This is a genomic window from Streptomyces sp. NPDC001393 (assembly GCF_053597455.1).
This window is the reverse complement of the sequence record NZ_JBSFIH010000005.1, coordinates 152634-166366: the sequence shown is the minus strand read 5'-3', so window position 1 is coordinate 166366 and position 13733 is coordinate 152634. Positions and strand designations below refer to the sequence as shown.

Sequence of the window (13733 nt, the reverse complement as noted above, 5' to 3'; positions counted from 1 at the left end):
CTCAGCCCCGGCCGACCATCGCCTCGATGCCGGCGATGAGCAGTTCCAGGGCGAAGTCGAAGTCCCGGTCCAGCATCTCGCCGACCGTGTCCCCGCCGCGGGCCGCCATGAGGTCCTTCGACTCCTCGACGACCTCGGCGGTCCCCGGGGCCTCGGTCACCTGGGCCATGGCGTGTTCGTAGTACTCGTCGGGACTCAGCCCGGTGTCCGCGATCCTGGCGAAGAAGTGGCCCTCGATCGTGCCGAAGCCGTACACGAACTGGAAGACCGCCGAGATCGCCCCCATCACCCCGTGCGCGGGCAGCCCCGCCCGGCGGACGACCCGCTGGACCGCACGGGAGAAGGCCAGCGAGTTCGGGCCGATGTTGAGGTAACGCCCCGCCAGCGGCGACAGCCAGGGGTGGCGCACCAGCAGGGCCCGGTACTCGACCGCCAGCCCGCGCAACTGCTCACGCCAGTCCTCCCCCTCGGCGTCCGGATCCGGCAGCCGCAGCTCCCCGAAGGCCGCGTCCAGGGCGAGTTCGAGCAGGTCGTCCTTGGTGTCGACGTACCAGTACAGGGACATCGCGGTGACGTTCAGCTCCCCCGCGAGGCGCCGCATGGAGAACTTCGCGAGGCCTTCGGCGTCCAGCAGTCGTACGGATGCGTCGGTGATCCGCGCCCGGTCGAGCCCGGAGGGCTGCCCGCCACTGCGGCCACCACGGCGGGCCTTGTCCTCCAGCCACACGCTGGCTCGCGCCGACCGACCTGCGTCCTTCACCACCGGCGCACCTTTCTGATTTCCGCCCACTGGTCCAACTTAAGGGGCGCGGGGCTGAGCTCTTAGGCAACCTTCCGGTCCGCCCGCTTCAACAGCCCCGCTGCCACGAACCCACCCAGCAGCACAGCAACCGCCCCCACCATCTGACCGGCTCCGAGCGCAGCGGACAACGACTCCCCCGACGCCACGGACGAGCTGAGCACAGCACCCAGAACGGCAACACCAAGTCCGTTCCCGAACTCGGCAAGGGTGCCGTTGACACCGGCCCCCACCCCGGCCTTCTCCGGAGGGATCGCGCTCATGATCGCGTGCGCCATCGCCGGATTGGCCACCGCGCACCCCGCGCCGATCAGCAGCAGACCGAGCAACGTCCCGGCGTAACCGTCGGAGACGACCGCGATGGCCACCAGTCCGGAGGACATGAGCGCCATCCCGAGGGCGATGGACACCGGCGTACCCAGCCGGCCGGACCACTTCGCCGACAGGCCGGTGAAGTTGAGCAGCACCACGGTCAGGGCGAGGGGAGCGGTCCGCAGGCCCGCCTCCAACGGCCCGTACCCGAGCACGAACTGCAGATGCTGGGTCAGCAGGAACAGCGCGCCGCCCATTCCGAACATGATGAGCACGACGCCGGCGACCGCGCCCGTGAAGCGCCGGTCCCGGAAGAACTGCGGGTCGAGCATCGGCTCGGCGACCCGGCTCTCCCACCAGGCGAAGGCACCGAGCACCAGCACTGCCACGGCCGCCGTACCGAGCACCCGCGGGGAGGTCCAGCCGTGCGGCGGGCCGGAGATGATCGCGTAGACGAGCGAGGCCATGCCGATGGTGGACAGCAGCGCGCCGAGCAGGTCCGGGCGGTCGCCGCGAGGGTTCTTCGACTCCGGTACGAGGGCCGTGACCGCGACCAGGGCGAGCGCCGCGACCGGGAGGTTGACCAGGAACATCGAGCCCCACCAGAAGTGGTTGAGCAGGAAGCCTCCGATCACCGGACCGGCCGCGAAACCCAGCGCGTTGACCGCGCTCCAGATCGCGATCGCCTTCGGCTGCTGCTCGGGGGTGAAGATCTGCATGGCCACCGCCAGCGTGGTGGTCACCAGCAGGGCGCCGCCGATGCCCATACCGGCCCGCGCGGCGATCAACTGGCCGGTGGACCCGGCGAGTCCGGCCACCAGCGAGCCGGTGCCGAACAGGGCGAGCCCCGCGATGAGCATCTTCTTGCGGCCGTAGCGGTCGGCGGCGCTGCCCGCGGTGAGCAGCAGCCCGGACTGCACCAGGGAGTAGGCGTTGATCATCCACTGGATGTCCGAGGTGGCCGCGTGCAGTTCGCGGGTGAGCGAGGGGATGGCCACGTTCAGGACGGTGTTGTCGAGCAGCACGGTGAGCTGGGCGAGGCAGATGACGCCGAGGATCAGCCAGCGCTGGGGGTGGCCTTGGGAGGTCTGGGACGGAGAAGCTTGGGACACGGACATGTCGTACACCGTATAGGGCCTCCTATACGGTGTACGACACCTTTTTCTGCCAGCCGAATTCCGCTGGTCAGCCGCTCTTCTTCCGGGTGAGGTCGTAGAAGGTGGCCGAACCGACCGTGACCTTCTTGAAGGTGCTCTGGACCCACGAGCTGATCTGGGACGACGTGCCGCTGCTGCTGCCGCCCATGCCCCCGCCCATGCCGCCGCCAGCGATAAAGTAGTGGATCTTCCCTTCCGCCACGTACTTCTTGAACTGCGCCAAGGTCGGGGACGGGTCGGTGCCGTTGAAGCCGCCGATCGCCATCACCGGGTCACCGGTGGCGAGCTGATAACTGGCCGCGTTCTGGGAACCGATGGACGCGGCGACCCAGGTGTACTTCGAGGCGTCCGCCGCCAGCAGCTTCTTCGCGGCGGAGGACACGGTCGCGCCGTTCAGCAGACCGCCGGCGCCACCGCCCATCCGGCCGCCCTCGCCCATCGGACCGCCGCCGGGCAGGCCGTTGCCGGTCCGGCCCTGGCTGTTCTGGCCCTGCTGTCCCGGCATGCCACCGCCGAAGCCACCGCCACCGCCACCGGGGAAGCCGTTGCCGTTCTGCTGACCCTGCCGGCCCTGCCGGCCGGGCATCGCACCGCCGAAGCCGCCGCGCATGCCGCCGCCCCCGCCACCGGGCCCCCGGCCGCCGCCGAAGCCCATCATGCTCGCGCCCGCCGGACCCGCCGTCGGGATGGAGCCGGTGTGTGCGGAGTCCACCGTGCTCAGGGTGTACGCCGTCGGACCGGCGAGCGCGGCCACCAGGCCCAGCGCCGCCACCCCGAGAGCCAACTGCCGGGAGATCCGGCCGGCGAAGACCAGGCCCAGCGCGGCCGCCATTCCGCCGATCAGCACCAGCCACTTCAGCCAGGGCAGATAGGTCGAGGTGCGGTTGAGCAGGACGTAACCCCAGACCGCCGCCGCCACCACGGACGTGGCGAGGGTGATCGAAGCCCAGGTCTCCCTGCGCCGCTCCCACAGCAGCCCGGCGCCCATGCCGACGACGGCGGCGAGGTAGGGCGCGAGCGCCACCGTGTAGTACTGGTGGAAGATGCCCGCCATGTAGCTGAAGACCGCCATGGTGATCAGCAGCGAGCCGCCCCACACCAGGAACGAGGCCCGCGTCACGGACGTACGGCGCAGCTTCCGGGTCGCCCACAGGCCCGCGACCAGCAGGATCAGCGCGGCCGGCAGCAGCCAGGAGATCTGGCTGCCGATCTCGGAGCTGAACATCCGGTCCCAGCCGGTCGCACCCCAGCGGCCGGAGCCGTTGCCGCCGCCCCCGCCGCCGACGCTGCCGGTCTCGTCGCCGTTGATGCGGCCGAGACCGTTGTAGCCGAAGGTCAGCTCCAGGAAGCTGTTGTTCTGCGAACCGCCGATGTAGGGGCGGGAGGAGGCCGGCCACAGTTCGACGATCGCCACCCACCAGCCGCCGGCGACGACCAACGCGACCGTGGCGAGGGCCAGTTGACCGAGCCGCTTGCTCAGCCTCACCGGACCGCAGACGGCGTAGACGATCGCCAGCGGCGGCAGGATCAGGAAGGCCTGCAGCGTCTTGGCGAGGAAGGCGAAGCCGATGGCCGCCCCGGCCGCGACCAGCCACCTCGTCCGGCCGTCCTCCACCGCCCGTACGACGAAGTAGCAGGCCAGCGCCATCAGCAGGGCCAGCATCGCATCCGGGTTGTTGAACCGGAACATCAGCGCGGCGACCGGGGTGAGCGCGAGCACCGCGCCCGCGACCAGACCGGCCACCGGGCTGAACCGGCGGCGTACGGCGGCGTAGACGACCGCCACCGTGCCGACGCCCATCAGCACCTCGGGTGTGAGGATCGCCCAGGAGTTCAGGCCGAAGATCCGGACCGACAGCTCCATCGGCCACATGAAGGCCGAGGGCTTGTCGACGGTGATGGCGTTGCCCGCGTCCAGCGAGCCGAAGAAGAACGCCTTCCAGGACTTGCTGCCCGCCTGCACGGCCGCCGAGTAGAAGGAGTTGGCGTAACCGGACGCGCTGAGGTCGTACAGGTAGAGCAGGAGGGTGGCGGCCAGCAGGCCGAGGAGGGCCGGGCGCACCCAGCGCGGGTCCTCGGGCCGGCCGCGCCAGAGTCTGTGCACGAACGGCTGCTTGGCTCCGCCGGCCCGGTGCGGCTGCGGGGGAGCGGTGGGGGGCGGCCCCCACACGGCCGTACCGCTCTGCTGGTCGTACTGCGTGGTCATCGGGCATCCCCCGGGTCGGTGTCGTGCGGGCGCACCGGCTGCAGCCGCATGGTGGCGTCCGTCTGGGTCTGGGTCTGGTACGGCCCGTACGACGGGTGCGGCACCGGGCGCTGGGGCAGCGGCGCGTACGGAGCGTTCGTGCTGTACGGCGGGGTCGTGCCGTACGACGCGTTCGTGCCGTGCGACGGGGCGACCGCCGTCGGGCCGGTGCCGGAGTCGTCGCGGTCCGGGAACACCCAGGCGCGGAAGAGCAGGAACCGCAGCACGGTCGCGGCGAGGTTGGCGGCGATGAGCACCGCCAGTTCGGTGGAGTGCGCCGGGTGGTCGCTGGCCGCGTTCAGGGCGGCCAGGGAGCCACTGGTCAGCGCGAGACCGATACCGAAGACGACCAGGCCCTGCGCCTGGTGCCGTACGGCGCCGCCCCGGCCGCGCACCCCGAAGGTGAGCCGGCGGTTGGCGGCCGTGTTGGCGACCGCCGAGACCAGCAGCGCGAGCGCGTTGGCGATCTGGGAGCCGGAGAACTGCCGGAAGACGCTGTAGAGCAGGAGGTAGAAGAGGGTCGACAGGCCTCCGACGACACAGAAGCCGACGAGCTGACGGGCCAGCCCCGTGGGCACGTTGGTCAGCTCGCGGTCACGCGGGTCGTCGCCGAAGGGCCGGGTGAGCCGGTCCAGCGGGAGCGAACCGGTGGCCAGCGCCCTGCCGACCCGCCACACGCCCTTGAGGTCGTCGGTCGCGGTCTTGACGATGTGCACGGTGGAGTCCGGGTCGTCGACCCAGTCGACCGGCACCTCGTGGATCCTGAGCCCCGCGCGCTCGGCCAGCACCAGCAACTCGGTGTCGAAGAACCAGCCGGTGTCCTCCACCAGCGGCAGCAGCACCTGTGCCACATCGCGCCGGATGGCCTTGAATCCGCACTGGGCGTCGGAGAAGCGCGCCTGGAGCGAGCCGCGCAGGATCAGGTTGTAGGCCCGGCTGATGAACTCCCGCTTGGGACCGCGCACCACCCGGGAGGTGCGGGCCAGCCGCGAGCCGATCGCGAGGTCCGAGTGACCGGAGATCAGCGGCGCCACCAGCGGCAGCAGGGCGTTGAGGTCGGTGGACAGGTCGACGTCCATGTAGGCGAGGATCGGCGCCTCGGACGCGGACCACACGGTCCTCAGGGCCCGTCCCCGGCCCTTCTGCTCCAGGCGGAAGTTGGTGACCTCGGGGATCTCCGCTTCCAGCCGCGCGGCCACCTGCGGGGTGGTGTCCGTGGACGCGTTGTCCGCGATCGTGATGCGGAACGCGTACGGGAAGGTGCGCGTGAGGTGCTCGTGCAGTCTGCGGACGCACGGCTGGAGGTCCTTCTCCTCGTTGTAGACGGGGATCACTACGTCCAGGACAGGCGTACCGGCGTCGCCGGCCGGGAGGTGCTCCCGCGCCGGCAGGGTGCCGGGAGAAGAGTCGGTTCGCATGGAACCGACTCAACTCAAGTGCCCTGTTGCACCCGTGTGGTGGCGCTGTGCTGTGCCTGTGAGTGCGATTGCCAGTCGGTTTCGGGCGCGGGCCGCGGGACGGTGGGGACGAGGGCCGGCAGGTGCACGGTGAACACGGTCCGGCCCGGAACGCTGTCGACGGTGACGGCACCGCCGTGCGCGGCCGCGACGGCCTGCACGATGGCGAGCCCGAGCCCGGTGGACCCGGTGGCGCGCGACCGCGCGGAATCCCCTCGCGCGAACCGCTCGAAGACGTGCGGCAGCAGATCCGCCGGAATCCCCTGCCCGTTGTCCTCGACGTCGACGCACATCCACGGCCCGCGCCGCTGCACGCGAGCGGTGACGGTCGTACCGGGCGGGGTGTGCTTGCGCGCGTTGCCGAGCAGGTTGACCAGCACCTGCTGGATCCGTGCCGCGTCCGCCGACACGAGGGCGGGTTCGTCGGGCAGGTCCAGCCGCCAGTTGTGGTCCACGCCGGCCGCACGGGAGTCGCTGATGGTGTCCACGACGAGCGGGATCAGATCGGTCTGCTCGAACTGGAGCGGCCGGCCCGCGTCGAGCCGGGCGAGGAGGAGGAGATCCTCGACGAGGAGGGTCATCCGGCCCGCCTCCGACTCGATCCGGCCGAGGGCGTGCCGGGTGTCGGGCCCGACCTGCTCCCGCCCGCGCCTGGTGAGTTCCGCGTATCCCCGGATGGAGGCCAGGGGTGTGCGGAGCTCATGACTGGCGTCGGCGACGAACTGCCGTACCCGCATCTCGCTCTGCTGCCGTGCGTGCAGGGCGCCGTGCACATGGTCGAGCATCCGGTTGAGCGCGGCACCGACCTGGCCGACCTCGGTGTGCGGATCGCACTCGGACTCCGGGACCCGCTCGCTGAGGTTCACCTCGCCTGTGTGCAGCGGGAGTTCGGAGACCCGGGTGGCGGTGGCGGCGACCTTGCGGAGGGGGCGGGTGGCCACGCCGACGAGCACGTATCCGGCGATGCCGGCGGCGACGAGACCGGCGGCGGTGACGCTGACCTCGATGAGGATCAGGGCGTTGATGTTGCCGTCGACGTCCGCGGTCGAGAGGGCGACGTAGAAGCTGCCGTTGGGTCCGGTCCTGTACTCGACACGGTACGAACCCAGGCCCGGCAGGTCGACGGTCCGCACGGTCCCGTCGATCTGCGGCACGCCGGAGAGGGCGGCGCGCTGGGGGTCGGTGAGAGGCCTGGCACTCATCTGGAAGTCGGACTGGGACTTCTGGCCGCGCCGGGCGTCGGTGATCCTGCCGTTCTCGACCTTGGCCACGACCGGCGGGCTCGGCTGCGGTGCGTGGGTGACGAAGTCGGTCAGATCGATCGGCTTCGGCTGCCCGTAGTGCCCGTCGATCCCGTCCCTGCCCAGCTGCCCCGGCGGCCCGAACTGGCCCGACGCCCGGGAGCCGACCTCCTTCAGCTGGTCGTCCAGCTGACCGTACAGATGGGACCGCAGCGCCAGCGTGGTGACCGTGCCGATCACCGCGCACACCACCGCGATCAGTACCACCGACGCGACGACGAGCCGGGTCCGCAGGGTGCGCGGCTGTCCCGGCCGTCGCTTCAGTTGCTTCTGTCGCTTGCGGGGACCCGGCCGTCGTCGTCCGCTCATGACGCGGCGGGCTTGATCAGGTAACCGGCCCCGCGCCGGGTGTGGATCATCGGCTCGCGCCCCGCGTCGATCTTCCGCCGCAGATAGGAGATGTACAGTTCGACGACGTTGGCCTGTCCGCCGAAGTCGTACGACCACACCCGGTCCAGGATCTGCGCCTTGCTGAGCACGCGCCGCGGGTTGCGCATGAGGAAGCGCAGCAGCTCGAACTCGGTGGCGGTGAGGTGGATGGACTCCCCGGCCCGTGACACCTCGTGACTGTCCTCGTCCAGCGTCAGGTCGCCGACGACGAGCACGGAGTCGGACCGTCGGTCGGCCGCCCCGGACCTCCGGATGAGCCCCCGCAGCCGCGCCACGACCTCCTCCAGGCTGAACGGCTTGGTGACGTAGTCGTCGCCGCCGGCGGTGAGCCCGGCGATACGGTCCTCCACCGCGTCCTTGGCGGTCAGGAAGAGGACGGGCACGTCCGGCAGTTCGCGCCGCAGCCGCCCGAGGACGGTCAGCCCGTCCATGTCGGGCAGCATCATGTCCAGCACGACGGCGTCGGGCCGGAACTCACGGGCGGTCTGGATGGCTCCCTGTCCGTCGCCCGCACTCCTGATCTGCCAGCCCTCGTAACGAAGGGCCATGCTCAGCAGTTCGGTGATCGACAGCTCGTCGTCCACCACAAGCACTCGGACGGGGCTCCCGTCCGGCCTCAGCAGTTCGGTGCGCCCCTGGGGCGAGGTCGTGGTCATGGTGCACACCCTGTCGGGGTCCTCTGAGAAGAGGCTTTCCCGAATCTGTGATTTGCCTGAGAAACACACAGGCGCCTCTCAGGCGGCCCCTGGGAAACGCTCACTCCCGCGGCTCACTCCCGCGACTCACTCCCGCGCGAAGGCGTGCGCGTGCTCGACCCTGGCGATGTGGATCGCGTACCGCTCGTACCAGCGCTCCCGGCCGCGCCGTTTGGCCGCGAGGTGCGCCGGGTGGTCCCGCCACCGCTCGATCCCGGCGAGGTCCCGGAAGTAGGCGACGGAGATCGCGAGTCCGCCGGGGGTGTGGGCGAAGTCCTCACCGAGGAAGCCCGGGACTTCGCGGACGAGACGGGAGAGGTGTTCGGCGGTGTGCCGGTATCCGTCGGGGTCGTCGTCGGTACGGGTGGAAGTGAAGACGACGGCGTAGTAGGGGGGTTCGGGGAGGGAAGCGGGCGGCACAGGGGCAACCGTTCGATCACTCATGTCACTCATGGCAACCACGGTCGGTCGCGGCCCTGTTCGGCGTCCATGCCCCTTGCCGAAAGGGATCCGTACGGGATCCGAGTCTTTGCCTCAGCCCCCCACCGGAATCCCGGAAACCTCAGAACAGCCCCTCCGGCTGTTGGGTGAACTCCCGGACGGGAAAGCTGAGTCCACTTGACCCCTGGGCCGCAGGGGACACCAGCTCCCAGCCGCCCATCAGCCGCGTGTCGAGCACCACCACCCCACGCCCGCCGACCGCCAGATGCAGATCGGGCCCGGCTGCGGCGACCAGCTCACCACTCACACCGCCACCCGGGACGAGCTCCACCACTTCCCCCACGGCTGCCGGCACGCCGGCGAGCCCGAACACCCCCATGTGATCGATGACTTCACAAGGCTCCGGCCGCAGGGACTCGGGCCATCCGCTGAGCGCCACGGCCCGCGCATGCAGCTCCCGCACCTCGGCCGCACGCTCCTCCTCGGTCCCCGGCAACGCCGACCGCACCGCGCGCTTCTCGGCGTACGGAATCCGGTCCGGCACCTGGAGCGCGGCCCGCAGCAGTTCCTCGGTGCGCCGGGCGGCCATCAGCGGGCCGGTGCCGAGCCGGCTGAAACAGACGGCGCCCTGCTCCAGCAGCCGGGCCGAGCCCCGCTCGACCGCGGTGATCCCGACCTTCACCATGCCGGGCCCGAACCACGCCAGATACACCCGGTACGGCCGCGGGTCGTCGGCGAACGTGTCGGCGGCCACGGAGTGCGCCCGGTCCAGCCGCGCGCACTCCTCGCACCGGGCCCCCGTACTCCGCCCCGGCACCACGGCCCGCACCGGACAGGCATGCCCCCGCGCCCCCACGCACCTCCGCACGCCCCCTTCCGGCACGGCGAAGGCGACCCGCTTCCCCCAGGGCAGCGCACTGCACCGCCCGCCGTCCCACACCAGCACGGGACCCTCCGGCGACCAGCGCAGTCCCGAGCATTTCCACACCTGTGCCATCACTCGTCAGGGTAGGGGCCGGGTCTGACAACGGGTGCCGGCGGGCTTTACGGCGCGGACGATCGCGGAGTGCATGCCGGCGGCGACCGGATGGGTGGGAGTGATCTCGACGTCCGTGAAGCCGGCCGCCTCAAGGCCCTGGCGGTACTCGGCGAAGGACAGGGCACCGGCGATGCAGCCGACGTGGTCACCGCGCTCGGCCCGCTGCCCGGGGGTGAGGGTGTCGTCGGCGACGACGTCCGAGACGCCGATGCGACCGCCGGGCTTCAGGACCCGGAAGGTCTCGGCGAACACGGCAGGCTTGTCGACGGACAGGTTGATCACACAGTTCGAGATCACCACGTCGATGGTGTTCGCCGGGAGCGGGATCGCTTCGATGGTGCCCTTGAGGAACTCCACGTTCGTCGCACCCGCCTTCTCGGCGTTGGCCAGAGCCAGGGCGAGCATCTCGTCGGTCATGTCCACCCCGTACGCCTTGCCGGTGGGACCGACACGGCGGGCGGAGAGCAGGACATCGATGCCCCCGCCCGACCCCAGGTCGAGGACGCGTTCGCCCTCACGCAGTTCAGCGACAGCGGTCGGGTTGCCGCAGCCGAGCGACGCGGCGACGGCCTGCGCGGGCAGGGCGTCCCGCTCATCGGCGGCGTACCGGGCCGAGCCGAAGTTCTCGTCGACCTCGACCCGCTGCGGCCCGCAGCAGGCGGTGCCGCCTTCGGTCACCTTCACGGCCGCCGCCGCGTAGCGCCGACGGACGGTTTCGCGCAGATCAGTGGACTGCTCGCGCATGACTCACCCCCAGAGGACGGGACATGACGATGCCCCGGGAGGACCGGCTTGCATTGACGTTCATTGATGCAACCTTGCGCCTTGGATTGAAAAACGTCAACATAGAGGAATGTCGAAACAAGAGCTTGAGGTGATCGACCAGGACGCCACCTGCTGCGCCGGACTGGCGGCCGCACCTCTGGACGAGAACCAGGCGGCCGACCTGGCGAAGGTGTTCAAGGCCCTGGGCGACCCGGTCCGGCTGCGGCTGATGTCGATGATCGCTTCGCGCGGGGAGGGCGGCGAGGTCTGTGTGTGCGAGCTGACCCCGGCCTTCGAGCTGTCCCAGCCGACGATCTCCCACCACCTCAAGCTGCTCCGGCAGGCCGGACTCATCGACTGCGAGCGGCGCGGGACCTGGGTGTACTACTGGGTGCTGCCCGGCGTCCTGGACCGGCTTGCCGCATTCCTGACCCCGCCGCGGACTGCCGGAACCGGCGCGTGAGCGCCCCCTTGGGCCGACGGCTCGCCGCCGAGGCCATTGGCACCGGGCTGCTGGTGGCGGTGGTGGTCGGTTCCGGTATCCAGGCCACCGAGCTGTCGCACGACGTGGGCGTGCAACTGCTCGCCAACTCCCTCGCCACCGTCTTCGGCCTGGGCGTGCTGATCGCCCTGCTCGGGCCGGTTTCCGGCGCGCACTTCAACCCGGCCGTCACCCTCGCCACCTGGTTCACCGGCCGCCGCAGGGTTGACGGCCTCTCCCTGCGGGACGCGGCCGCGTATGTGCCCGCGCAGATCGCCGGGGCCATCGGCGGGGCGATCCTGGCCGACGCGATGTTCGCCAGGCCGCCGGTCGAGTGGTCCACGCACAACCGGTCCGCCTCTCACCTGTGGCTCGGTGAGGTGGTCGCCACAGCCGGGCTGATCCTGCTGGTCTTCGGCCTCGACCGCATCGGCAATGCCTCCCTCGCACCGACGGCCGTGGCCTCGTACATCGGGGCCGCCTACTGGTTCACCTCCTCCACCTCGTTCGCGAACCCGGCGGTGACCATCGGCCGGGCCTTCACCGACACCTTCGCCGGCATCGCTCCCGCCTCCGTCGTCCCGTTCATCGCCGCGCAACTGGCCGGAGCCGTGCTCGGGCTGGGCGCCGTCCGGACGGTGTACGGCCGTCCCGCCCCCGCCGGAGACCAGGTCCTCGCACCGCACGGCGAACCCGAACCCGCCTCCTCCTGACCCACGCCACCCCCTGGAAAGACGCCCGCCATGAGCACCCCCGCCCCGCGCCCCTCGGTCCTGTTCGTCTGCGTCCACAACGCCGGCCGTTCCCAGATGGCCGCCGCGTTCCTCACTCACCTCGGCGGCGACCAGGTCGACGTCCGCTCGGCCGGCTCCGCCCCCGCCGACGCGGTCAACCCGGCCGTCGTCAAGGCCATGGCCGAGGTGGGCATCGACATCTCCGCCGAGACACCCAAGGTCCTCACACCCGAGGCCGTGCAGTCCTCGGACGTGGTGATCACAATGGGCTGCGGGGATGCCTGCCCGGTCTTTCCCGGCAAGCGGTACCTGGACTGGCAGCTGGACGACCCGGCCGGTCAGGGAGTCGACGCGGTCCGGCCCATCCGGGACGAGATCGAGCAGCGCGTACGTGACCTGCTCACCGAACTCGGCGTCCCAACGACGGCATGACGGACCGCGGTTGGAGGCCGGAAAGGGAGAGATCGGTCAACAGGGTCATAGAGGCCGCCGTGCGGTTCCTCAGAGCGGCTGTCGGTCATGGCCTGTTGCTGGGGTTGCTGTACTTCGCTGCTGTGCGGCAGCGGTTGTCGGCCAGGGAGAACCACTCGACGTTCGGATCATTGGAACGCCCTCCGAATACTTTGAATCCCGGCATCACGCCGATCGCGCCTAGGGTCAGCCAAAGAAACTCTGCATCCCGGGATTGCGTCGAGAGCGACATGGGTTTTAACCTCTCGCCGTAGCCCCGGGATGGAGTATCCCTGGCTAGAAGGAGGGGGTAGGTCATGCTCGCCATCACACTCGGCGCTTACCGGACGTTTCCACTCAATGAGTACGGGCAGTCGTCCGCAGGCTGGCGACCTGGGCTGACCGACGAGGAGGTGTATGAGGCGGCTCGGGGGCGCTGGAAGCTCGGCGCCCGCGCTGACCGTGAGCGGTACGTGCTGTTTACCGCCATGGGTATCGTCGTCCTGGCCGTCGAGATCGACAGCATCTCGAACGCGGACCCCGACGGCCGACGCACCGTCAGCGGCGTGATCCTCAAGCCGGGCCACCCGGTGTACGACAAGTACGTGGGCGGCGAGGCACCTGTGAGTAAGAGCCAGAACCCGGTCCAGTACTTCGACGCCCCGTTCGACAGGACTGTCTGCGCCTGCGGATGCGGCACCGAGACACCGTCGGGCCGCAACTTTGTGGCCGGGCACGACCAGAGGGCCATTCACGAGCGGATCGCCAAGGTCGGCGGCGTCGTGCCGTTCCTTGAGTGGTTCGACAAGAAGTGGACTCAGTCCAAGTGATGGGCTGAGCCTGAGCCCTGCACGGTCCCGCTGCGCAGGGCTCGCTTCATGTCCCACGCGGATCCAGTGCCACGCGCAGCTGAACAACAGCGCCCAGTCGGCACGCCCCTCAAGGTCGGACAGCGAAGCGCCCATCATTCAAAGGTTTTTGAAAGCTAGTGTGAAACTCGCGCACATCCGGCATGGTCGCAATATGGCCAGTTCTCCATTCAGGGACACCGCGCGGACCATCGCGCGCAAGAAGGACTACATCTCCATGTCGGTGGAGTGCGATCGAGCTCGCTCGCACTCGTGGTGGAAGAACATCGCGGAGTGCGGAGCATGGGGGGTGACTTCCGGCGGCGCACGTGTGGGGCCTCCCACACCCGATGAGTTCCCCGGCATCGCCAAGCTCTTCGGCACCACAGTAGAGCAGGTTGCCGCCATGGTCGCCGCCGATTGGTACGGGCAGGAGCCGCACGGCGGGGTCTCTCCGAGAGTGATGAACCTTGCGCCGCTCCTCGACCAGCTCACCCCGGAACAGGCCGACGCGCTTGGCCTGATAGTCCGAAGCATGGTCGAGCCTGGTGCGGAGACCGAGCGGGCGGCGTAGCGATTTTGGGCTGGAGCTGCTTTGGCGCGAGTGATCATGGCCCCG

At 70.1% G+C, this 13733-nt stretch carries 15 protein-coding genes; 5 read left to right on the top strand and 10 right to left on the bottom strand.

From position 1 onward, the window contains the following. Nucleotide 1: 1 nt before the first annotated feature. The 9 genes from ACWC2T_RS08990 to arsM form a co-directional block, all read right to left on the bottom strand. The gene (locus tag ACWC2T_RS08990; RefSeq protein ID WP_450669730.1) at nt 2-763 is read right to left on the bottom strand and encodes a TetR/AcrR family transcriptional regulator; all 762 of its coding nucleotides are present in this window, start codon (nt 761-763) and stop codon (nt 2-4) included. 59 nt (nt 764-822) lie between these two features. Continuing rightward, complete coding sequence (locus ACWC2T_RS08985) at nt 823-2229, bottom strand: MFS transporter (RefSeq protein ID WP_450669729.1); 1407 nt, start codon at nt 2227-2229, stop codon at nt 823-825. A 67-nt stretch (nt 2230-2296) separates the two neighbouring features. After that, nucleotides 2297-4474, bottom strand: a complete 2178-nt coding sequence (locus tag ACWC2T_RS08980) for a glycosyltransferase family 39 protein (protein WP_450669728.1) — start codon at nt 4472-4474, stop codon at nt 2297-2299. Then, nucleotides 4471-5931 carry a glycosyltransferase gene (locus tag ACWC2T_RS08975; protein WP_450669727.1) on the bottom strand — a complete coding sequence of 487 codons (1461 nt, stop codon included), beginning with the start codon at nt 5929-5931 and terminating at the stop codon, nt 4471-4473. The genes ACWC2T_RS08980 and ACWC2T_RS08975 overlap by 4 nt, the downstream gene beginning before the upstream one ends. 14 nt (nt 5932-5945) lie before the next feature. Next, the gene (locus ACWC2T_RS08970) at nt 5946-7580 is read right to left on the bottom strand and encodes a HAMP domain-containing sensor histidine kinase (protein ID WP_450669726.1); all 1635 of its coding nucleotides are present in this window, start codon (nt 7578-7580) and stop codon (nt 5946-5948) included. Further along, nucleotides 7577-8317 carry a response regulator transcription factor gene (locus ACWC2T_RS08965; RefSeq protein WP_150134013.1) on the bottom strand — a complete coding sequence of 247 codons (741 nt, stop codon included), beginning with the start codon at nt 8315-8317 and terminating at the stop codon, nt 7577-7579. Before ACWC2T_RS08965 ends, ACWC2T_RS08970 begins: the two co-directional genes overlap by 4 nt. A gap of 126 nt (nt 8318-8443) precedes the next feature. Beyond that, a complete protein-coding gene (locus ACWC2T_RS08960) occupies nt 8444-8800 on the bottom strand; it encodes an antibiotic biosynthesis monooxygenase family protein (protein ID WP_450669725.1) in 357 nt (118 codons plus the stop codon). 118 nt (nt 8801-8918) lie between these two features. Beyond that, nucleotides 8919-9794 (bottom strand): DUF2797 domain-containing protein, encoded by an 876-nt coding sequence (locus tag ACWC2T_RS08955; RefSeq protein WP_450669724.1) that lies wholly within the window; start codon nt 9792-9794, stop codon nt 8919-8921. Nucleotides 9795-9800: 6 nt separating this feature from the next. Next, nucleotides 9801-10580 carry an arsenite methyltransferase gene (gene arsM, locus ACWC2T_RS08950; protein WP_450669723.1) on the bottom strand — a complete coding sequence of 260 codons (780 nt, stop codon included), beginning with the start codon at nt 10578-10580 and terminating at the stop codon, nt 9801-9803. Between the two features lie 109 nt (nt 10581-10689). On the opposite strand from arsM, the gene ACWC2T_RS08945 reads away from it, so the two are divergent. The 3 genes from ACWC2T_RS08945 to ACWC2T_RS08935 are packed head-to-tail and all read left to right on the top strand — an operon-like array spanning nt 10690 to nt 12248. Further along, nucleotides 10690-11064 (top strand): ArsR/SmtB family transcription factor, encoded by a 375-nt coding sequence (locus ACWC2T_RS08945; protein WP_450669722.1) that lies wholly within the window; start codon nt 10690-10692, stop codon nt 11062-11064. After that, complete coding sequence (locus tag ACWC2T_RS08940) at nt 11061-11795, top strand: aquaporin (protein WP_450669721.1); 735 nt, start codon at nt 11061-11063, stop codon at nt 11793-11795. The genes ACWC2T_RS08945 and ACWC2T_RS08940 overlap by 4 nt, the downstream gene beginning before the upstream one ends. Before the next feature lie 30 nt (nt 11796-11825). Beyond that, on the top strand, nt 11826-12248 hold the full coding sequence (locus tag ACWC2T_RS08935; protein ID WP_450669720.1) for an arsenate reductase ArsC: 423 nt from the start codon (nt 11826-11828) through the stop codon (nt 12246-12248). An 85-nt stretch (nt 12249-12333) separates the two neighbouring features. Here ACWC2T_RS08935 and ACWC2T_RS08930 read toward each other — a convergent pair whose 3' ends face one another. Beyond that, nucleotides 12334-12519, bottom strand: a complete 186-nt coding sequence (locus ACWC2T_RS08930; protein ID WP_450669719.1) for a hypothetical protein — start codon at nt 12517-12519, stop codon at nt 12334-12336. A 64-nt stretch (nt 12520-12583) separates the two neighbouring features. On the opposite strand from ACWC2T_RS08930, the gene ACWC2T_RS08925 reads away from it, so the two are divergent. Both ACWC2T_RS08925 and ACWC2T_RS08920 read left to right on the top strand, forming a co-directional pair. Beyond that, nucleotides 12584-13096 carry a hypothetical protein gene (locus ACWC2T_RS08925; RefSeq protein ID WP_450669718.1) on the top strand — a complete coding sequence of 171 codons (513 nt, stop codon included), beginning with the start codon at nt 12584-12586 and terminating at the stop codon, nt 13094-13096. Between the two features lie 193 nt (nt 13097-13289). Next, the gene (locus tag ACWC2T_RS08920) at nt 13290-13688 is read left to right on the top strand and encodes a hypothetical protein (protein ID WP_450669717.1); all 399 of its coding nucleotides are present in this window, start codon (nt 13290-13292) and stop codon (nt 13686-13688) included. The last annotated feature ends 45 nt before the right edge of the window (nt 13689-13733 follow it).

What these genes read in the sequence shown, in the direction of transcription:
- ACWC2T_RS08985 (WP_450669729.1), bottom strand. Translation starts at nt 2,229, where the DNA reads ATGTCCGTGTCCCAAGCTTCTCCGTCCCAGACCTCCCAAGGCCACCCC.
- ACWC2T_RS08980 (WP_450669728.1), bottom strand. Translation starts at nt 4,474, where the DNA reads ATGACCACGCAGTACGACCAGCAGAGCGGTACGGCCGTGTGGGGGCCG.
- ACWC2T_RS08975 (WP_450669727.1), bottom strand. Translation starts at nt 5,931, where the DNA reads ATGCGAACCGACTCTTCTCCCGGCACCCTGCCGGCGCGGGAGCACCTC.
- ACWC2T_RS08970 (WP_450669726.1), bottom strand. Translation starts at nt 7,580, where the DNA reads ATGAGCGGACGACGACGGCCGGGTCCCCGCAAGCGACAGAAGCAACTG.
- ACWC2T_RS08965 (WP_150134013.1), bottom strand. Translation starts at nt 8,317, where the DNA reads ATGACCACGACCTCGCCCCAGGGGCGCACCGAACTGCTGAGGCCGGAC.
- ACWC2T_RS08960 (WP_450669725.1), bottom strand. Translation starts at nt 8,800, where the DNA reads ATGAGTGATCGAACGGTTGCCCCTGTGCCGCCCGCTTCCCTCCCCGAA.
- ACWC2T_RS08955 (WP_450669724.1), bottom strand. Translation starts at nt 9,794, where the DNA reads ATGGCACAGGTGTGGAAATGCTCGGGACTGCGCTGGTCGCCGGAGGGT.
- arsM (WP_450669723.1), bottom strand. Translation starts at nt 10,580, where the DNA reads ATGCGCGAGCAGTCCACTGATCTGCGCGAAACCGTCCGTCGGCGCTAC.
- ACWC2T_RS08945 (WP_450669722.1), top strand. Translation starts at nt 10,690, where the DNA reads ATGTCGAAACAAGAGCTTGAGGTGATCGACCAGGACGCCACCTGCTGC.
- ACWC2T_RS08935 (WP_450669720.1), top strand. Translation starts at nt 11,826, where the DNA reads ATGAGCACCCCCGCCCCGCGCCCCTCGGTCCTGTTCGTCTGCGTCCAC.
- ACWC2T_RS08930 (WP_450669719.1), bottom strand. Translation starts at nt 12,519, where the DNA reads ATGTCGCTCTCGACGCAATCCCGGGATGCAGAGTTTCTTTGGCTGACC.
- ACWC2T_RS08925 (WP_450669718.1), top strand. Translation starts at nt 12,584, where the DNA reads ATGCTCGCCATCACACTCGGCGCTTACCGGACGTTTCCACTCAATGAG.
- ACWC2T_RS08920 (WP_450669717.1), top strand. Translation starts at nt 13,290, where the DNA reads ATGGCCAGTTCTCCATTCAGGGACACCGCGCGGACCATCGCGCGCAAG.